Source organism: Allobosea sp. Root483D1, from assembly GCF_001429505.1.
Classification (GTDB): domain Bacteria; phylum Pseudomonadota; class Alphaproteobacteria; order Rhizobiales; family Beijerinckiaceae; genus Allobosea.
On the sequence record NZ_LMJW01000018.1, the window covers coordinates 412671 to 431982 of the forward strand.

The 19312-nt window shown below is 66.6% G+C and carries 16 protein-coding genes; 11 read left to right on the forward strand and 5 right to left on the reverse strand.

Translation table 11 applies throughout. The features are described 5' to 3' along the window. Positions 1 to 409 precede the first annotated feature (409 nt). The 3 genes from lpxC (at position 410) to recN (ending at position 4190) form a co-directional block, all read left to right on the forward strand. Positions 410 to 1357 (forward strand): UDP-3-O-acyl-N-acetylglucosamine deacetylase, encoded by a 948-nt coding sequence (gene lpxC / locus ASE66_RS17320; RefSeq protein WP_057190926.1) that lies wholly within the window; start codon positions 410 to 412, stop codon positions 1355 to 1357. Between the two features lie 169 nt (positions 1358 to 1526). Beyond that, on the forward strand, positions 1527 to 2441 hold the full coding sequence (locus tag ASE66_RS17325; RefSeq protein WP_057190927.1) for an outer membrane protein assembly factor BamD: 915 nt from the start codon (positions 1527 to 1529) through the stop codon (positions 2439 to 2441). A 60-nt stretch (positions 2442 to 2501) separates the two neighbouring features. Continuing rightward, complete coding sequence (gene recN, locus ASE66_RS17330; protein ID WP_057190928.1) at positions 2502 to 4190, forward strand: DNA repair protein RecN; 1689 nt, start codon at positions 2502 to 2504, stop codon at positions 4188 to 4190. Positions 4191 to 4196: 6 nt separating this feature from the next. On the opposite strand, the gene aidB is transcribed toward recN, so the two are convergent. Further along, entirely contained in the window at positions 4197 to 5030 is an 834-nt protein-coding gene (gene aidB / locus ASE66_RS17335; protein ID WP_244494962.1) for an AidB family quorum-quenching N-acyl homoserine lactonase, read from the reverse strand. Between the two features lie 336 nt (positions 5031 to 5366). On the opposite strand from aidB, the gene ASE66_RS17340 reads away from it, so the two are divergent. Beyond that, on the forward strand, positions 5367 to 7493 hold the full coding sequence (locus ASE66_RS17340) for a DEAD/DEAH box helicase (RefSeq protein WP_057190930.1): 2127 nt from the start codon (positions 5367 to 5369) through the stop codon (positions 7491 to 7493). A gap of 273 nt (positions 7494 to 7766) precedes the next feature. Here the strand turns inward: ASE66_RS17340 and ASE66_RS32130 are convergent, their stop codons facing one another. Further along, positions 7767 to 7931, reverse strand: a complete 165-nt coding sequence (locus tag ASE66_RS32130; RefSeq protein WP_156412202.1) for a hypothetical protein — start codon at positions 7929 to 7931, stop codon at positions 7767 to 7769. Positions 7932 to 8028: 97 nt separating this feature from the next. Between ASE66_RS32130 and ASE66_RS17345 the strand changes: the two genes are divergently transcribed. From ASE66_RS17345 to ASE66_RS17355, 3 genes are read left to right on the forward strand one after another with little or no spacing between them, the layout of a single operon-like run. Next, positions 8029 to 9255, forward strand: a complete 1227-nt coding sequence (locus tag ASE66_RS17345; RefSeq protein ID WP_057190931.1) for an extracellular solute-binding protein — start codon at positions 8029 to 8031, stop codon at positions 9253 to 9255. 51 nt (positions 9256 to 9306) lie between these two features. Continuing rightward, positions 9307 to 10176 (forward strand): carbohydrate ABC transporter permease, encoded by an 870-nt coding sequence (locus ASE66_RS17350; protein WP_057190932.1) that lies wholly within the window; start codon positions 9307 to 9309, stop codon positions 10174 to 10176. Continuing rightward, the gene (locus ASE66_RS17355; RefSeq protein WP_057190933.1) at positions 10173 to 10976 is read left to right on the forward strand and encodes a carbohydrate ABC transporter permease; all 804 of its coding nucleotides are present in this window, start codon (positions 10173 to 10175) and stop codon (positions 10974 to 10976) included. The genes ASE66_RS17350 and ASE66_RS17355 overlap by 4 nt, the downstream gene beginning before the upstream one ends. Positions 10977 to 11102: 126 nt before the next feature. Here ASE66_RS17355 and ASE66_RS17360 read toward each other — a convergent pair whose 3' ends face one another. Further along, on the reverse strand, positions 11103 to 11882 hold the full coding sequence (locus ASE66_RS17360) for a DUF2189 domain-containing protein (protein ID WP_413814279.1): 780 nt from the start codon (positions 11880 to 11882) through the stop codon (positions 11103 to 11105). Positions 11883 to 12099: 217 nt separating this feature from the next. Here ASE66_RS17360 and ligA point away from each other — a divergent pair, with 217 nt between their 5' ends. Continuing rightward, positions 12100 to 14250, forward strand: coding sequence for an NAD-dependent DNA ligase LigA (gene ligA / locus ASE66_RS17365; protein ID WP_057190935.1), 2151 nt, complete (start codon positions 12100 to 12102; stop codon positions 14248 to 14250). 199 nt (positions 14251 to 14449) lie between these two features. Here the strand turns inward: ligA and pepT are convergent, their stop codons facing one another. Both pepT and ASE66_RS17375 read right to left on the reverse strand, forming a co-directional pair. Then, entirely contained in the window at positions 14450 to 15679 is a 1230-nt protein-coding gene (gene pepT, locus ASE66_RS17370; protein ID WP_057190936.1) for a peptidase T, read from the reverse strand. A 53-nt stretch (positions 15680 to 15732) separates the two neighbouring features. Continuing rightward, positions 15733 to 16449 carry a fumarylacetoacetate hydrolase family protein gene (locus ASE66_RS17375; RefSeq protein WP_057190937.1) on the reverse strand — a complete coding sequence of 239 codons (717 nt, stop codon included), beginning with the start codon at positions 16447 to 16449 and terminating at the stop codon, positions 15733 to 15735. A gap of 169 nt (positions 16450 to 16618) precedes the next feature. Between ASE66_RS17375 and ASE66_RS17380 the strand changes: the two genes are divergently transcribed. From ASE66_RS17380 to ASE66_RS17390, 3 genes are read left to right on the forward strand one after another with little or no spacing between them, the layout of a single operon-like run. Further along, positions 16619 to 17632 carry an ABC transporter substrate-binding protein gene (locus ASE66_RS17380; RefSeq protein ID WP_057190938.1) on the forward strand — a complete coding sequence of 338 codons (1014 nt, stop codon included), beginning with the start codon at positions 16619 to 16621 and terminating at the stop codon, positions 17630 to 17632. Then, on the forward strand, positions 17629 to 18429 hold the full coding sequence (locus tag ASE66_RS17385) for an ABC transporter ATP-binding protein (RefSeq protein WP_057190939.1): 801 nt from the start codon (positions 17629 to 17631) through the stop codon (positions 18427 to 18429). Before ASE66_RS17380 ends, ASE66_RS17385 begins: the two co-directional genes overlap by 4 nt. Continuing rightward, positions 18426 to 19304, forward strand: a complete 879-nt coding sequence (locus ASE66_RS17390; RefSeq protein ID WP_244494963.1) for an ABC transporter permease — start codon at positions 18426 to 18428, stop codon at positions 19302 to 19304. Before ASE66_RS17385 ends, ASE66_RS17390 begins: the two co-directional genes overlap by 4 nt. Positions 19305 to 19312 lie beyond the last annotated feature (8 nt).

Below are 19312 nucleotides of genomic sequence, written 5' to 3' on the forward strand. Positions count from 1 at the left end.
ATCTCGACCAGCTCGGCCGCACCGCTCCGGCGCGCAACACGGAAGAGGACCAGCTCGAGATTCCGGCCTTCCTGCGCCGCCAGTCGAACTGAGTTGCCATATCCGGTTCAACCGGTTTAAACGAACGGCCCGGCGGAACCTTCCGCCGGGCCTTTTTTAACGCCTGAAAAACCATATACATCAATCAGATGGTTAAGGTTTTCTGGCTTTGTAAGCTCTGTTACAGAGCGAAAGAAAGCGTGATTTTGAAGCCTGCGTGCCTGCGCGTATCTTGCAGCGCATCACCGGGTAGGGGGATTCGGGATTAGTCCCGAGTTCGCTAGCAATCAGGGAACCGCGTCGGTCGTCGAACAGGTTGCGCCGCAAGGCGCCGGCCCGGAGATCGTCGCGCTTGAGACGGATACTGAGTATGATGGCTGAACGGCAGACGACCCTACGCTCGCCCGTGACCCTGCAAGGCATCGGCGTTCACTCCGGGGCTCCCGCCTGCCTGGCTCTGCGGCCTTCCACTGCGAATTCCGGCGTCGTCTTCCTGCGCAAGGGTCTCGAAGGCGGCCATGAGCAGCTGATCCACGCCCGCCACAACAAGGTCAGCGCCACCGAGCTGTGCACGGTGATCGGCGATCAGACATCCGGCTCCGTCGCCACGATCGAGCATCTGATGTCGGCCTGCGCCGGTCTCGGCCTCGACAACGTGCTGGTCGAGATCGACGGGCCCGAAATGCCGATCATGGACGGCAGTGCCGCCGAGTTCGTCTCCGCCATCGAGGCGACCGGCCTCGTCGCGCTCGGCGCGACCCGCCGCTACCTCAAGGTCCTGCGTCCGGTACGGATCGAGCATGGCCGCGCCTTCGCCGAGCTGGCGCCGGCCGAGAGCGGCTTCCGCCTCGATGTCGAGATCGACTTCGACACCCCGGCCATCGGCCGCCAGCGCAAGATCTTCGATCTCGACCCCGAGGCCTATGCCCGCGAGATTTCCCGCGCCCGCACCTTCGGTTTCATGCGCGATGTCGAGCAGCTCTGGAAAGCCGGCTTCGCGCTCGGCGCCTCGCTCGACAACACCGTCGCGATCGGCGAGGACAAGGTGATCAATCCCGAGGGCCTGCGCTACGCCGACGAGTTCGTGCGCCACAAGGTCCTCGATGCGGTGGGCGACCTTGCGCTCGCCGGCTACCCGATCCTCGGCGAGTTCCGTTCCTATTGCGGCGGCCATCGCATGAATGTCCGCATCCTCGAAGCTCTGTTCGCCGACCGCGCGAACTACGCGATCATCGAGGCGCAGCCGGTGTACGCCCACCAGGCGGTGCAGATGGCGGCCGGCCCGGTGCCTGCGGCGCTCGCGCCCGATCTGCACTGAGCAGGGTATTACGCGACGCCACGCCTTGCATTCGCCCGTTTCCTGTTGGAAACGGCGATCGCACTGCATGAAGCGCCCGTCACGCTTGGCGAAAAGGTTGCTTCTGAGCTAAAGCCATTTCGCGCGCTCTTCTCGAAGGGGCGTCACAAGGACGGATGAAGTGAGCGTCATGCGGCTGAAGACATTCAACTCCGGCGAATCGACGAGGGGCGGCAAGCGCCTCGCGCTGGCTTTCGCCCTCGCGGCTGCGCTCGGCGGCTGCGACACGATGAGCGCGCTCAATCCGTTCGACCGGCCCGAGACCTACAAGCCCGAAGTCGTGGCGGAGGTCCCGGCCGACAAGCTCTACAACGAGGGTCTCGCCCGTCTGCAGAACGGCGACACCGAAGGCGCGAACAAGAAGTTCGACGAGATCGACAAGCAGGCGCCGTTCTCGCCCTATTCGAAGAGGGGCCTGATCATGGCCGCCTATTCAAATTACGAGGCGCAGAAATACGACGACGCGATCACCGCCTCGAAGCGCTTCCTGGCGCAGAACCCGGCAAGCCCGGATGCGGCCTATGCGCAGTACATCCTGGCGATGTCCTATTACAACCAGATCCCGGACGCGACGCGCGACCAGGAGCGCACCGACCTGGCGCTGCGCGCGATGCAGGAGCTGCTCGACCGCTATCCGAAGTCGGAATACGTGATCGATGTGCGCGAGAAGATGCTGGTCGCGCGCGACCAGCTCGCCGGCAAGGAGATGAATGTCGGCCGCTTCTATCTCGAGAAGCGCAACTACACCGGCGCTGTCGGCCGCTTCCGCGACGTCATCACCAAGTACCAGACCACGCGCCATGTCGAGGAGGCGCTGATGCGCCTGACCGAGGCCTATATGGCGCTCGGCATCACCAACGAGGCGCAGACCGCCGCGGCGGTGCTCGGCCACAACTTCCCTGACAGCCCCTGGTACAAGGATGCCTATACGCTCCTGGAGAGCGGCGGCCTGCAGCCACGCGAGGATCGCGGCTCCTATATCAGCCGGGCCTTCAACGGTTTCACGCGCGCAGTTGTCGGGTTGACCGGTCTCGGCCGCCTCTAAGGCGGCCTGCTGGTGCTCCGGCAAGGTCATCTGCAGCCGGCACAAGGGGGCTGAGTCGCCATGCTCGCTCAGCTCTCGATCCGCGACATCGTTCTGATCGACCGGCTCGACCTGGGTCTCGAGGACGGGCTCAGCGTGCTGACCGGCGAGACCGGCGCTGGCAAGTCGATCCTGCTCGATGGTTTCGCGCTGGCGCTGGGCGCCCGCGGCGATGGTGGGTTGGTTCGCCATGGCGAGACGCAAGGCCAGGTCAGCGCCGTCTTCGACCTGCCGATGTCGCATCCTGCCCGCAAGCTCGCTCAGGCGCAGGAGATCGACACCGATGGCGACCTGATCCTGCGGCGCGTGCAATACGCCGACGGTCGCACCCGCGCCTTCGTCAACGACCAGCCGGTCAGCGTCCAGATCCTGCGCATGATCGGCGCTGCGCTGGTCGAGATCCACGGCCAGCACGACGACCGGGCCCTGACCGATCCGGCCCAGCATCGCACCATCCTCGATGGTTTCGGTGAGCTCGCGGAGCAGGCGGCTGGGGTCGCCCGCGCCAGTGAGACGCTGAAGAAAGCGCGCCAGGCCCTACAAAGCCAGCGCATCCGGGTCGAGACCGCCCGCAAGGAGGCCGATTTCCTGCGCCATGCCGTGGCCGAGCTCGGTAAGCTCGCGCCGGAGCCGGGCGAGGAGGAGGCGCTCGCCGCCAAGCGCCAGGGCATGATGGCGGCCGAAAAGGTGGCGCGCGACATCATAGAGGCATTCGAGGCGGTCGGCGGCACTGCGTCTCCGGTCGCGGCGCTGTCCGGCGTGCTGCGCCGGCTGGAACGGCGCTCCGCTCAGGCGCCTGAACTGATCGATCCTTCGATCGCCGCGCTGACCACGGCGGTGGTCGCGCTGGAAGAGGCGGGCGAGACTTTGCAGGCGGCAGCGCGTGCCGCCGAGTTCGATCCGCGTGTGCTGGAGCGGGTCGAGGAGCGGCTGTTCGCGCTGCGTGCGGCCGCGCGCAAGTTCGACGTTCCCGTTGATGCGCTGCCGGCGCTGGCCGAGACCATGGCGGCCGACCTTGCTGCGCTCGACGAGAGCGAGGGCTCGCTGAAGCGGTTGGAAGCCGAGCTGGCCGAGGCAGAGGCGGCCTATGTCGCGCTGGCGACAGTGCTCTCGGCCGGGCGCATCCGGGCGGCGACGGCGCTCGATGCCGCAGTCAAGGCGGAGTTGCCGCCGCTCAAGCTGGAGCGGGCGCGGTTCATCACGCAGATCGATAGCGATCCCGATGCACGCGGGCCGGAAGGCCTCGACCGCGTCGAGTTCTGGGTCGAGACCAATCCCGGCACGCGGCCCGGGCCGATGATGAAGGTCGCCTCGGGCGGCGAACTCTCGCGCTTCATGCTTGCGCTGAAGGTGGTGCTGGCCGAGCGCGGCTCGGCGCCGACGCTGGTCTTCGACGAGATCGACACCGGTGTCGGTGGCGCGGTGGCGGACGCGATCGGCGAGCGACTGGCGCGGCTGGCGGCGCGTGTGCAGGTGATTTCGGTGACGCATGCGCCGCAGGTCGCGGCCAAGGCCGGCCAGCATTTCCTGATCGCGAAATCGGCTGATGGCGGGGAGGGCGCGGACGAGCGCACCGTCACCCGCGTCTCGCCGCTTCAGGACGACAGCCGGCGCGAGGAGATCGCCCGCATGCTCGCCGGCGCCTCGATCACCGAGGAGGCGCGGGCGGCGGCCGGCAAGCTGCTCGATGCCACCGCGATGCGGGGCTGAGCTTGATCACGCCGGGATGAGTTCGTATCCGGCGCCGTGCTCGATCACCCGCCTGAAGCCCTCGATATGACCGCCCGAGACGAGCCAGCCTTCGCGCACAGCGCGCGCGAGGACGGCGCGGCGGGAGGCGAGGGCGGTGGTCGCGTCGAAATCATAGACGAAGCCGATCTCCGGCTCCGCTGCCTGCAGATCGGAGAGATGGAGCCCATCTCCCCAAAGCAGCAGGCTCTCTTCGCCTTCGATCAAATAGCCGCTATGGCCGACCGTGTGTCCGGGAAGCGGGACCAGTGTGATGCCAGGCCGTACTGTGCCGGCCGCGGCGGGGCTGATGCGGTCGCCATAATGCTTCTTCACCGCCGCCGTCACGGCGAAGCCTCCCTGCCGATTCTGCGGTGTCTGCGCTCGGTTGGCCTCGTCTCCGAAGAAAGCGAAATCCGCCTCGGGCACGATGATCGCGGCATTGGGGAAACGGGCGCGATCACCGTCAAAAAGGCCGAGCGCATGATCGCCGTGCAGATGCGTGATCAGGACATGCTCGACCTCATCGGGAGCGATCCCGGCTCTCGCCATGGCGGCGGGCGCATGGCCCATAGCTTCGCCCCAGGAGGGACCGGTGCCAGCATCGACGAGCGTGATCCCGTCGGCTGCCCTAAGGGCGAAGCAGTTGACGGGGATGCTGACCTTCGGCTTGCCCCAGCGCGCCACGGCCTCGTCGCGGGCGGTCTCTCCGCCAGCGTGGATCAGGACGTCGAGCGGCGCCTCGAAGATTCCGTCACGGAGCGTGAGCACCTCGTAGGAGCCGAAACGCCGCCAAGTCTCGCCCATGTCGATTGTTCTCATTGCCGACGCCTTCTTGCTTCAAAGAGCGCGAGTCGTCCCGGGCGACCGAAGGGGGATCCGGGACCCATTCCGGAACCTTATTCGGAAAGGCTCCGGAATCGATCCCGGATCGGCGCGGCTACGCCGCTTGTCTGGGATGATATCGTGATGAATGCCGACGGCCGAGTTCTCAGGATGAGGGCTGCGCATGGCTTGTTATCTCAGAACGCCGGCCACGCCATTCCCTTTTCCCGCGATTTCCTCTATGTGCAGCGCAATATCGCGGTGCCGCGTCCGGCGCCGCCCCTCGTTATGCGTGCTGCCGACCCGCCAGCTGCAATCTAAGGCCTGACATCCATGTCCTTCATTTCCACGAGTGCGCCGCTCGCGCGTGCGCTCGCCGACCGCAATTACAGTGAGCCGACGCCCGTCCAGGCTGCCGTGCTCGAGGAGACGGCCGCCGGCCGCGACCTGCTGGTCTCGTCGCAGACCGGCTCGGGCAAGACGGTGGCCTACGGCCTCGCCATTGGCGCCGACCTGCTCGGCGAGGCCGAGGCCCTGCCGCGGGCCGAACGGCCGCTGGCGCTGATCGTTGCGCCGACGCGCGAGCTTGCCCTTCAGGTTCAGCGCGAGCTCAACTGGCTCTACAAGCAGACCAATGCCCGCGTGATCTCCTGCGTCGGCGGCATGGACCCGCGCCGCGAAGCGGCCCTGCTCGACGAGGGCGCGCATATCGTCGTCGGCACGCCCGGCCGTCTGCGCGACCATATCGAACGCCGCCGCCTCGACGTGTCGGGCCTGCGGGCGGTCGTGCTCGACGAGGCCGACGAGATGCTCGATCTCGGCTTTCGCGACGATCTTGAATTCATCCTGAAGTCCGCGCCGGAAGAGCGCCGCAGCCTGCTGTTCTCGGCGACGCTGCCGAAGGCGATCATCGCCCTGGCACGCAGCTATCAGCGCGACGCCCTGCGCATCGAGGTCGCCGGCGGCGAACGCGGCCATGCCGATATCGAGTACCGCGCGATTCGCGTCTTCCCGAAGGAAGCCGAGCTCGCGGTCGTCAACCTGCTGCGCTTCCACGATTCGCCGACCGCGCTGGTGTTCTGCAACACCCGCAATGCGGTGCGTCATCTCGAGGCGATCCTGCTCGAGCGTGGCTTCTCGGCTGTGGCGCTCTCGGGCGAACTCAGCCAGAGCGAGCGCAATTCGGCGCTGCAGGCGTTGCGCGACGGACGGGCACGTGTCTGCGTCGCGACCGACGTCGCGGCGCGCGGCATCGACCTGCCGGGCCTGACGCTGGTCATCCATGCCGAGCTGCCGAACGATCCCGAGGTGATGCAGCATCGCTCGGGCCGTACCGGGCGCGCCGGCAACAAGGGCACGAGCGTGCTGCTGGTGCCGGCCTCGCGCCGGCGCAAGGCCGAGATGCTGATCTCCGAGGCCAAGATCGAGGTGAGCTGGGCCGGCCCGCCGACGCAGGACGAGATTCGCGTGCTCGACGAGCAGCGCCTGCTGAATGACCCCCTGCTCTCCGGCGAGGCGAGCGAGGACGATGCGCCGATGGTCGCGGCCCTGCTTGCAGGGCGCTCGACGGAGGAGATCGCGGCGGCGCTGGTCCGCGTCTATCGCTCGCGCCTGCCGGCGTCCGAGGAGGTCGGCGATCCCAATTTCGGTCGTGACGAACGCCGTCCCGTGCGCAGTTCCGAGGATTACGCAAGGCCGCGCGAGCATGGCGGGGCCGAGCGGCCGGAGCGCCGCGAGAAATCCGGGCCGCGCGGCGATACCGTCTGGTTCCGCCTGAACATCGGCCGCAAGGATGGCGCCGACCCGCGCCAGCTCCTGCCGATGCTGTGCCGGCGCGGCAAGATCACGCGCGACGAGGTCGGCGCGATCCGCATCTTCGACAAGGAGACCAAGGTCGAGATCGATGCCGAGGTCGCCGAGCGTTTCTACGAGCTCGCCAAGGCGGTCGACCGCGACAAGATCATCATCGAGCCGGTGACCGGCGAGGACGAGCGCCGCCCGGCCAAGCCCTTCGCCGAGAAGGCGAGCCACGCACCGCGTGCGCCCTATCAGCCCCGCGAGCAGCGTGACGAGCGTTCGTCCGCCCCGACGCGCAAGCCTTATGAAGGCAAGGGCAAGCCTTATGAAGGCAAGGGTAAGCCGTTTGGCGCCAAGCCCTACGATCCTGCACGGCGCGACCGCGAGCCGGCCTATGAGGAAACCGCGATCCTGCGGCCCGAACGGCCTTTCGACAAGAAGGCCGAGCACGGCGGCAAGCCGTTCGCCGGCAAGTTCAAGGGCGGCAAGTTCGAGGGTGGCAAGAAGCCGTTCGGAGCGCCGCAAGGTGGCGAGCGCCCGGCTGCCGGTGACGCAAGGCCTGCCGGCAAGAGCTTCGGCGATAAAAAGCCGTTTGGAGCCAAGAAGCCCTTTACCGGCAAGAAGCCGTTCGGAGCAAAGAAGCCGCGCCGCGACGACCGCTGAGGCGGGGTTTCTCCCTTCTCCCCCTGCGGGAGAAGGTGGCCCGAAGGGCCGGATGAGGGGGCGCTGAGCTACCCGTCATGCTCGCCCTTGTGGCGAGCATCCACGTCTTGAACACTGTCCTCGATTACGGAAGACGTGGATGGTCGGGACAGGCCCGACCATCCCGGCGAAGCGCTGCGTGACCCCTCACCCTAGCCCTCTCCCGCAAGGGGAGAGGGGAGCTGTTGCGTCTGTCATCTCGGTGATTGATGGCTCGAAATCGTTTCCGCGCGATCAGCGCAGGCCGAGGAACGACAGAATCGCCAGGACGACAACGACCAGGCCGACGATGTAGATGATGTTGTTCATGGTGGAGCCCCCTCCGGTTGCGGTGCCGTCGCATCTGCACGGCTGACGGTGCGTGCGATCTTGCCGCAGCACTCTCGCAACGCGATGCATGGCGGGATTGTTCCGGAATCGTCGTATCCCTGTTGCACTCGCGCGCCATCCGCTCCCACAATGCCCGCCCGGGCAGAGACTCGGACGGGGGAACGCTATGAAATCGATCGCGAGGGCGCTGGGCGCCGTCTTCATGCTGGCAGGCCTGGCTTTGCCCGCCGCCGCGCAGGACCGGCTGGTGATCGCCGGGCGCGATGCCGGCTTCGCGCCGGCCCTGGCCAAGATGGTCGAGCTTTATCAGGCCAAGAATCCGAATTTGAAGATCGAGCGGCTCGAGCTCGGCGGCGGCCCGCTCTATGAGCGCCTCGCGGTCGGCGCGCGTGAGAAGACCGCGGCGACCGATGTCGCGATGCTCGACGACATCTGGGCGCCCGAGTTCATGGCGCGCGGCTGGCTCACCGATCTCGGCACGGTCGGCGGCCTGCCGGGCGAGTTCGTCAAGTCGGCGATGGACGTCTCGCGCCATGACGGCAAGCTCTATGCTGCGCCCTTCGTCGGCAACATCGCGATGTTTGCCTATCGCAAGGACCTGCTCGCCAAGCACGGCTTCGAGCGGCCCAAGACCTGGAGCGACGTCGTCAAGGCGGCGCAGGTGATCCAGGACAAGGAGCAGGGCGTTTCCGGCCTCGTCTTCCGCGGCATCAAGGGCAACCCGATCGTCACTTCCTTCCTGCCGGTGCTGTGGGCGCATGGCGGCGACGTCGTCAGCGCCGACGGCAAGGCCGTGCTCGACACGCCCGCCGCCGAGAAGGCGCTGACCCAGTTCCTGTCGTTCAAGGCGCTCGCGCCGAAGGGCGTCGAGACCTACAACGCGACCGAACTGCGCGATGCGATCCAGCAGGGCCGCGCCGCGATCGCGGTCGAGATGTGGTCGTCCTGGGCCGGCACGCTCGACGGTAGCGCCTCGAAGGTCGCGAACCAGGTCGAGGTCGTCGCCACGCCCGGCGAGGTCAAGGGTCCCGCGCCGATGCTGGGTGCCTGGCTGCTCGCGATTCCCTCGGACTCGCCGAACAAGGCGCGCGCCGCCGACTTCATCCGCTTCGTCACCTCGCCTGAGAACCAGAAGCTGATCGCGCTCGAGACCGGCAACCCGCCGACGCTCACCGCGCTGTTCAACGACAAGGACCTCGTCGCCAAGTACCGCTGGTACCCGGCGCAGCTCGAGGCGCTGAACGTCGCCCAGGCCCGTCCGCGCATCAGCCAGTGGGCCCGCGTCGAGACCATTCTCGGCGACTATCTCCAGCTCGCGCTGATCGGCCAGATGCAGCCCAAGCAGGCGCTGACCGAGGCTAACGCCCAGATCGCCCGCGCCCTGTCGCGCTGACCCTAACGCGGGCCGTCTCCCTGCGAGCCGGCCCGCTTTTGTCTGGACGTAATGACCGCTTCACGCCGCCTGCTGCCCTGGCTCCTGTTGACGCCGGCGCTCATCATCTTCGCCGGGCTGACGCTCTATCCGCTCGGGCGGACGCTGGCGCTTTCGCTGTTCGCCACCGATTACGGCTTCGAGAACGCCAAGTTCATCGGGCTGGAGAACTTCCAGGAACTCTGGGACAGCCGCTTCTTCCGGCAGGCGGTGACCAACACCGTCGTGTTCACGGTGGTCGCGACCGTGCTCGAAGTCGCGGCGGGGCTTGGGCTGGCGCTGCTGCTCAACCGCGCCTTTCCCGGCCGCACGCTGGTGATGACGCTTTTGCTGGCGCCGTTCGTGCTCTCGACCATGGTGGTCACCGCGATCTGGCGGGCCTGGTTCCATTTCGATCTCGGCTTTCTGAATAACCTCTTGCGCACAGTCGGCCTGCCGGGCGTGCCCTGGCTGTTCGATCCCAATCTCGCGCTCTGGTCGATCGTGCTGGTCGATCTCTGGCAGACCGCGCCCTTCGCCTTCCTGATCATCTTCGCCGGGCTGCGGCTGATCCCGCAGGATGTCTACGAGGCCGCCCGCGTCGACGGCGCCGGGCCGTGGCGGCGTTTTCGCGACATGACGCTGCCGCTGCTCGCGCCCTATCTCTTCGTCGCGGCGCTGCTGCGCTCGGTCGACAGCTTCAAGCTGTTCGACAAGGTCTACGCCATGACCGGCGGCGGGCCGGGCCAGTCGACCGAAACGGTCTCGATGTTCGTCTACCGGCAGGGCTTCCGTTTCTTCGACATCGGGCTGGCTTCCGCGGCTGCGGTGGTGATGATCGTCGTCGCTGGCCTGCTCGCGGTCGTCTATGCGGCGTCGCTGCTGCGAGGAGCGGGCCGATGATCCGGATCATCGCTGCCTTCGGCCTTTGCGCGCTCTCGCTGATCCCGCTCGTCTGGATGGTCGCGACCTCGTTCAAGCCGCCAGCCGAATATGTCTCGACCTCGATCGCGCTCTGGCCGCAGGACCCGACGCTGGCGCATTACCGCGTCTTGCTCGACGGCGGAATGTGGCGACTCGGGCTCAACAGCGTCGTGGTGGCGTTCGGCACGGTCGCGCTCTCGCTGCTCGCCGGCCTGCCGGCGGCCTACGCGCTGGCGCGCTTCGAACTGCCCAAGCGCTTCGACATCGTCTTCCTCGGCTTCGTGCTGGTGATCAAGCTGGCGCCGCCCATCGCGCTCGCGATCCCGCTCTACCAGGTGCTGCGGGCGCTCGGCCTGCTCGACACCCATCTCGGCCTGATCCTCGCCAACCAGATCCTGGCGCTGCCCTTCGCGATCTGGATGCTGCTCGGCTTCGTCCGCGACGTGCCCTATTCGTTCGAGGAGGCGGCGATGCTCGACGGGGCCGGCTTTGTGAGGCGGCTGCTCCAGATCGTCGTGCCGCTGCTGATGCCGGGACTGGTCGCGACGGCGGTCTTCGTCGCGATCATGAGCTGGAACGAGTTCCTGTTCGCGCTGCTCTTCATCCAGACGCCGTCGAAATTCACCTTGCCGGCCTTCATCGCGACCTTGATCAACGAGGACGAGACGCTCTGGGGCAGGCTTTCGGCGATGGGGCTGATCGCCTCGCTGCCGGTGCTGCTCGCGGTCGGGCTGGTCAGGCGCGGGCTGACGCGCGAGGTATCGATCGACCAGCACTGACGGAGATCGTCATTCTCGGGCGCAGCGGAGCGCAGACCCGAGAATCTCCGGACGACGAGGCGCCCCCATCAGCGCCTCATCCGGCCTGAGATGCTCGGGTCAAGCCCGAGCATGACGTGGTGTGGCTTACCGCGGCACGACCTTGCGGTAGAGGTGCCAGCTGGCGTGGCCGAGGATCGGCATGACGATGATCAGGCCGACCAGGACCGGCAGCGAGCCGAGCACCAGCAGCGCTGTGATCGTCAGGGCCCAGTACAGCATTCCTCGCGGGCTCTTCTCGACGGCGGCCATCGAGGTCTTCACCGCGGTCGCCATGCTGACATGCCGGTCGAGCATCAACGGGAAGGAGATGACCGTCATCGCGAACACCAGGATGGCGAAGAGCAGCCCGAGCGCATTGCCGAGTATGATCATCGTCCAGCCGTTCGCCGTGGTCAGCAGCGGCATCATGAAGCCCTCGAGGGAATCGAGCGGGACATCGCCCATCAGCCAGCCGTAGATGATCCAGGCGCTGAACAGCCAGGCGAGGAAGACGCCGGTGAGCAGCGCGCCGAGCAGCGCGATCTGGCCGATGCCGGGCGAGTGCACGACATCGAGCGCATGCTTCCAGGAGGTGTCCATGCCGAGCTCGCGACGGCGGCTGATCTCGTAGAGACCGATCGCCGCGAAGGGGCCGAGCAGGGCAAAGCCGGAGGCCAGCGGGAACAGCAGCGGGAAGATATTGTAACTTACTGTCAGGCGGGCGAGCAGGACGCCGGCGATCGGATAGATCAGGGCGATGAAGAGCAGATGGCTGGGCTGGGCCATGAAGTCGGAATAGCCCTGCCTGAGGGCGTCCTTGATATCGGCGATGCCGATCTCGTTGACGGGCAGGGCATCGGCGGGCGCAGCATCGTTCGCCGCCATCTGGGGATGATGGATATGGGTATCGGCCATGGCGTTCTTCCCGGTTCCGCCCGGTTCGCCTTAGCGGTCCTGACGCGATCCTCCGGTCAAGACCTGCGAGGCGTCGAGCATTTCAGCGAGGGAAGCCTACACCCGACCCGCTCCTGCCACAAATCGGCGTACCCAAATCGTGAAACTGGAGCTTCGCAGGATACTTCCCCTGAACTAGAACTGCGCCATGGCCGACACTGTTCCCAACCCCGTCGAAGATCTGACCCCCGAGGCTGCCCGCGCCGAGCACCAACTGCTCGGCCCCGAGATCGCGGCTGCGAACGAGGCCTATCACAGCGACAGCGCGCCGATCATGGACGACGCGACCTTCGACGCGAAGTTCCGCCGGCTCACGGCGCTGGAAAGCGCCTTCCCCGAGCTCAAGGGCAGCGAGGCGCTTTCCGACAAGGTCGGCGCCAAGCCCTCGGGCAGGTTCGCCAAGATCCGGCATCGCGTGCCGATGCTCTCGCTCAACAATGCCTTCGCCGATGAGGACATCGCCGATTTTGTCACGCGCGTGCGGACCTTCCTCGGCCGCAAGGACGACCAGCCGATCGCCTTCACCGCCGAGCCGAAGATCGACGGGCTTTCGCTGTCGCTGCGCTATGAGAAGGGCGAATTGGTCAGCGCCGCGACTCGCGGTGATGGCGAGGAGGGCGAGGACGTCACGGCCAACGCCCGCACCATTTCCGAGATCCCGCACCGACTGAAGGGCAAGGACGTGCCTGAGGTCGCCGAAGTCCGCGGCGAGATCTATCTCGGCCATGCCGATTTCGCCGCGATCAACCAGCGCCAGCGCGAGAAGGAAGAGCGCGAATTCGCCAATCCGCGCAACGCGGCGGCGGGCTCACTGCGCCAGCTCGACGTCTCGATCACCGCGAGCCGCCCCTTGCGCTTCTTCGCCTATGCCTGGGGCGAGATGCCGGAGCTGCCGGCGCCGACACAGTTCGGCGTGGTCGAGGCGTTCGCGCGCTGGGGCTTCAAGACCAACCCGCTGATGGCCCGCTGCGAGAGCGTCGAGGCGCTGCTGGCGCGTTACCGGCTGATCGAGACGCAGCGCGCGACGCTCGGCTACGACATCGACGGCGTGGTCTACAAGGTCGATGAGCTCGCGCTGCAGGCCCGGCTCGGATTCGTCGCGCGGGCGCCGCGCTGGGCGATCGCGCACAAGTTCCCGGCGGAGCTCGCGACCACCGTGCTGGAGGCGATCGACATCCAGGTCGGGCGCACCGGAGCGCTCTCGCCGGTGGCGCGACTGAAGCCGGTGACGGTCGGCGGCGTCGTCGTCACCAATGCGACGCTGCACAACGAGGACTATATCCGCGGCTTCGACTCGAAGGGGCTGCCGATCCGGGACGGCAGTGACATCCGCATCGGTGACACCGTGACGGTAAAGCGCGCCGGCGACGTGATCCCGCGCGTCGAGGCGGTCGACCTGACGAAGCGTCCGGCTGACGCGCAGCCTTATGTCTTTCCGACGACCTGCCCGGTCTGCGGCTCGGATGCGGTGCGCGAGCACAATCCGCGCTCGGGCAAGGAGGACGCGGTGCGCCGCTGCACCGGCGGGCTGATCTGCGAGGCACAGGCGGTCGAGCGTCTCAAGCACTTCGTCTCGCGCGACGCGCTCGATATCGACGGGCTCGGCGACAAGCAGATCGAGTTCTTCCACGACGATCCCGATTTGCCGGTGCGAGAGCCGGCCGACATCTTCACGCTGGCTGAGCGCGATGCGGCGAACTTCAAGAAGCTGAAGAACAAGGAAGGCTTCGGCACGACCAGCACCAAGAAGCTGTTCGCGGCGATTGACGACCGGCGCAAACCACCGCTCAACCGCTTCCTCTTCGGGCTCGGCATCCGCCATATCGGCGAGACCAATGCCCGGTTGCTGGCGCGCCATTACGGCTCGTTCGAGGCGCTGCAGGCGGCTTGCCTCGCCGCCGAGAACCCCGAGAGCGAGGAGCGGGCGGCGCTCGATGCGATCGATGGCGTCGGCCCGACCGTGGTCGAGGCGCTGCTGCAGTTCTTCGCCGAGGAGCACAATCAGCAGATGCTCGGCCGGCTGCTGGCGCAGGTCACGCCGCAGCCGCTGGAGGCGGTGGCCTCGTCCAGCCCGGTCGCCGGCCAGATCGTCGTCTTCACCGGCGCGCTCGAACGCATGACCCGCGACGAGGCCAAGGCGATGGCCGAGCGGCTCGGCGCCAAGGTTGCCGGCTCGGTCTCGTCGAAGACGGATCTGCTGGTGGCAGGGCCGGGCGCCGGCTCGAAGCTCAAGGACGCCGCCAAGCACGGCGTCAAGGTGATCGACGAGGCCGGCTGGTTCGAATTGGTTGGCGGGTAGGACGATACCGTGCTGCTACCAACATAAGGTCGAAGGGCACGGGGAACCCTTCTCCCGTGTGGGAGAAGGGCAGGGATGAGGGCCTGCCCTTTCCGCAGAAGGCTCAACGGCTCCGTTGCATTCCAATAATCAGCGGCGGTCCCTCACCCCTACCCCTCTCCCATCCGGGAGAGGGATCCCGCGCTTGTTCAGGTCACTTTTAGCCCCGCTCCGCCGCCAGCGTGCAGATCATCCGCGCGACATCGTAGGACTTCTCGAAGGCCGGGACCGGCAGGAACTCGTAGCGCGAGTGGAAATTATAGGCGCCGGTGAAGAAGTTCGGTGTCGGCAGGCCGCGGGCCGAGAGCGCCGCTCCGTCGGTGCCGCCGCGCATCGGGATCTGCTTCTTCCTGATCTGTAGCGCCTCCAACGCGCCGAACAGCAACTCGACCGGGCGGTGGTCGTCACCGAGGCTGTCATGGATGTTGCCATAGGTGTCGCTCACCACGCATTCGACCCGGCCGGTCGGATAGAGCGCGGCGATCTCGGCGGTAACCTCAATGAGGCGGCGCTTGCGCGCTTCGAAGCTTGTCCTGTCGAAATCGCGGATCAAGGCGCCGAGCCTTGCCTCGCTGGCATTGGCGGTGATGGTATTGAACCAGACATAGCCTTCGCGGCCTTCGGTGTTCTCCGGCGTCTCAGCCCGGTCGAAGCGGCTGATGAAGTCCTGCGCCATCAGCACCGGGTTCACCAGCACGCCCTTGGCCGACATCGGATGGGTGCTGACGCCGGTGAGGGTGATTTCGGCGGCGGCGGCGTTGAAGTTCTCGATCACGACTTCGCCGAGCTCGCAGCAATCGATCGTGTAGGCGAAGTCGCAAGGGAAGCGGGCGAGGTCGAGGACCTTGGCGCCGCGCAGGCCGATCTCCTCGTCCGGGACAAAGGCGACGGTGATGTCGCCATGGCGATCCTGCGGGCCGAGATTGGCGAGCAGGGTCATGATCACCGTGATCGCCGCCTTGTTGTCGGCGCCGAGCACGCTGTTGCCGTCGCTGGCGATGATCTCGGCGCCAGCCCAGTCGCGCAGTTGCGGATGCTCGGCGACACGCAGCCAGATGTCCTGATCGCGGTTGAGGCAGAGGTCCTCGCCTTCGAAGCGCAGCAGCTGCGGGTGGATATCGGGCGAGAGACCGGCGTCGAAGGTGTCGAGATGGGCGATGAAGCCGATCTTCGGCGCACCTGCCACGGTGCCGCGCTTCACAGCCGTGACGGTGGCGCGGTCGTCGATGACGACGTCGTCGAGGCCGAGCGCGCGCAGCTCGTCAGCCAGCAATTGCGCCAGGCGCTGCTGGCCCGGCGTGCTGGGCAGCGTCGTGGCCTTGATGTCGCTTTGGCTGGTGACCGAGAGATAGCGGAAGAAGCGCTCGATCAGTTGCTGGCGGATGCTCATCTCGGCGTCGTCCGGCTAGTAGGGCAGTTGCCGGGACGATAGAGCGCTTTTCCTCAGGCCGCGACCGCCGGCTCGCCGATCGTGACGGTAAGCGAGCCGAGTGTCTCGATGCTGCCGACGAGGACGTTGCCGGGTAAGACGGCGCCGACGCCATGCGGCGTTCCGGTCATGATCACGTCGCCCGGCTCCAGCGAGAAGTAGTTCGAGAGCGTGGCGATGATCTCCGGCGTACGCCAGATCATCAGCGACAGGTCGGAATCCTGGTGGGCGACGCCATCGACCTCGAGCCTGATGCCGCCCGAGGCGGGATGGCCGACCTGCTCGACCGGGTAGACCGGCCCGCACGGCGCGGAATGGTCGAAGGACTTCTTCAGTTCCCAGGGGATGCGCGGCCCGTCCGGCGTGTTGAGGAGGCGGCGGCGGGTCATGTCGAGGCAGATACCGTAGCCGAAGACGTGGGACAGCGCCTGGTCCTGCGGGATGTTGTAGCCCCCGGACTTCATCGCGACCATGAGCTCGAGCTCGAAATGGAAATCGTCGGTCATCGGCGGATAGGGCACGGTGCCGCCATCCTGCACGACTGCGTCGATCGGCTTCTGGAAGATCAACGGGAAGTCGCGCGTCTCGTCGCCACCCATCTCGCGGACATGGGCGACGTAGTTGCGGCCGACGCAGTAGATTCGCCTGACCGGAAAGCGCGCCGACGAGCCGATGATCGGCAGGGTCGGTTGGATCGGGGCGGGGACAGCGAGATTTACGAGCGTGGTCATCGAGCGGCCGTGGCTAGGTGGCGAATACATCGAGCATAGGACGCGCCCATCCAGTGTCCATATAAATCTGCATATTTTTATGTCCTCATAATAAATATGAATTTAATTGACATAGAAAGTCGATGATGCATCGTTGTCTCGCTCACGTCGAAAAACCAAGGGGAACGGGATGAAGCGTAGGCAGTTCATCGCGGCGGCCGCAGGGCTGCCCTTCGCACTCGCGGCTCCCCGGGCGCTGTCGCAGGCGCTGGACGAGTTGACGATCGTCTACCCGAGCCCGGGCGGGCTGGGCTATTTCGCGCTCTATGCCGCAATCGGCGAAGGCTACTTTGCCGAAGAGAAGCTCAAGATCACACCGCGCAGCGTCAACGGCTCGGCAGCGGCGATCCAGGCGCTGCTTGCCGGGCAGGCACAGCTCGCCCACCCCGGGCCGGGACCGTTGATGGCGGCGAGGGATCGCGGCCAGGACCTCGTCTACATCTACAATTACTTCACCCGCAGCCAGTTCAACCTCGTCGTGCCGGAGACCTCCGCCTTCCAGAAGCCGGCTGACCTGAAGGGCAAGGTCATCGGCGTCGGCACCGCCGACGGTGCCGAGGTCGCCTTCGTCCGCTCGATCTTCGACGCCGAGGGCATGAAGGAGGGCGCCGACTACAAGTTCATTACGGTGGGCGAGGGCGGCATGGCGGTCGCCGGCTTCATGCAGAAGGCGATCGACGCCTATGCCTCCGATACCGCCGGCGCTGCGACGCTGAGCCTGCGCGGGATCAAGCTGCGCTCGCTGACGCCGCCGCGCTTCCAGTCCTATTTCGGCAATGGCTATGTCGTCACCCGCAAATATCTCGACGAGAACCGCGGCATGCTCGAACGTTTCGGCCGTGCCCTGGTCAGGGGCACCAAGTTCGGCCTCGACCCGGCCAACAAGGCGGCGGTGCTGAAGCATGCGCGCATGGGCAATCCGCAGCAGCTGGAGAACATGCCCTTCGCCGAGGCGCTGATGGAGGTCTACTATCGCCTGACAGCGCCGCTCGATCCGGCCAAGGGCTTCGGCTACAACAGTCCCGAAGCCTGGGAGATGTGGCAGAAGACACTGCTCGCCTCGGGCGACCTCAAGAAGCCGCTCGACGATCTCAGCAAGGCCTATTCCAACGACCTGATCGCCGCCTGGAACGCGCCGAAATGACATTGGCGACGGCCGAAGCGGCCGGGCATCTCGCCCGGCCGGTCTATGAGCTCAGCAGGGTTTCGAAGGTCTATGGCGAAAGCGTCGTCGCGCTGGAGAGCGTCGACCTGACGCTGCGCCAGGGTGAATTCCACGCGGTGATCGGCTCCAGCGGCTGCGGCAAGTCGACCTTGCTCAAGATCATGGCCGGGCTGACACCGCCCTCGACGGGCAGGGTGATGCTGGCCGGGACGCCGGTGCTGGGTGCGCGCGCCGATATCGGCATGATGTTCCAGCAGGCGACGCTGTTTCCGTGGCGCACGACCCTGCAGAACATCCTGCTGCCGATCGAGGTGCGCGAGGGTCGTGCCGCGGCCGAGGCCGCTGCGCCGCGTGCGAAGAGCCTGCTCGAACTCGTCGGCCTTAAGGGCTTCGAGGCGACCTATCCCTCGCAGCTCTCCGGCGGCATGGCCCAGCGCGCCGCAATCTGCCGGATGCTGATCTCCGAGCCAAACGTGCTCCTTCTCGACGAGCCGTTCAGCGCGCTCGACGAGATCACCCGCGATTTCATGAACATGGAGCTGCAGCGCATCTGCCGCGAGCGCAACGCCTCGGCCTTCCTGGTGACGCATTCGATCGCGGAAGCGGTCATCCTTTCCGACATCGTGCATGTGATGTCGGCCCGGCCGGGCCGGGTCGTGCGCAGCATCGCGATCGACCTGCCGCGGCCGCGCACGCTCGAGATGACGACGCTGCCGCAGTTCGGCGCCTATGTCGGCGAGATCCGCGGCCTGCTCGACAAGGGGGCGTTCCTGTGAGCGACGTCGTCGACAAATCAGCCGTTTCAATGCCCGCCGATACGGTCTGGGCCGAGAAGGTCTCGTTCACCTCGAAGCTGCCGCGCTGGATCTCGATGCTCGGCCTGCTCGTCCTGTTCCTCGGGCTCTGGCAAGGCGTGACCTCGTCGGGGATCGTCTCGCCGCTGATCCTGCCGACGCCGGCCGAGACGATCCGCGACATCGGCTTCGTCGGTCGCAACCTCTCCTCCGGCGACTACATGCTGCCGGCCTTCTGGGTCACGGCGAGCGAGGTCGTCTGGGGCTTCGTCGTCGCGCTGACCATCGGGGTCACGCTCGGTATCCTGGTCGGCGAGACCAGCTTCGGCGAGCGGGCGGTGATGCCCTATATCGTCGCGATCGACACCATGCCGAAGCTGGCCTTCGCGCCGCTCTTCGTCGCCTGGCTCGGCTTCGGCATCATGTCGAAGGTGGCGCTCGCGGCCTTCATCTCGGTGTTCCCGATCATCGTCGGCACAGCCGCCGGCCTGCATGCGGCGGACGAGAATGCGCGCATGCTGTTCAAGAGCATCGGCGCCTCGCGCCTGCAAACGCTGGTCAAGCTCAAGATCCCGACCGGGCTGCCGCAATTCTTCACGGGGCTGAAGATCGCCGCGATCAGTGTCGTCTCGGGCGCGATCGCCGGCGAGTTCCTCGGCGGCGGGGCGGGCTTCGGCGAACTGATCCGGGTCGCCGCCTCGCAGCTCGACACGCCGCGGGTGTTCTCGCTGATCATCTATCTCAGCCTGCTCGGGCTTGCCATGTTCGGGCTGGTCTCATGGCTGCAATACCGGTTCGTGTTCTGGCAGCGTTCGCGTAACAGCATCACCACGAAGACGCCGCGCCCAGCGGCCTGAACCCGAGA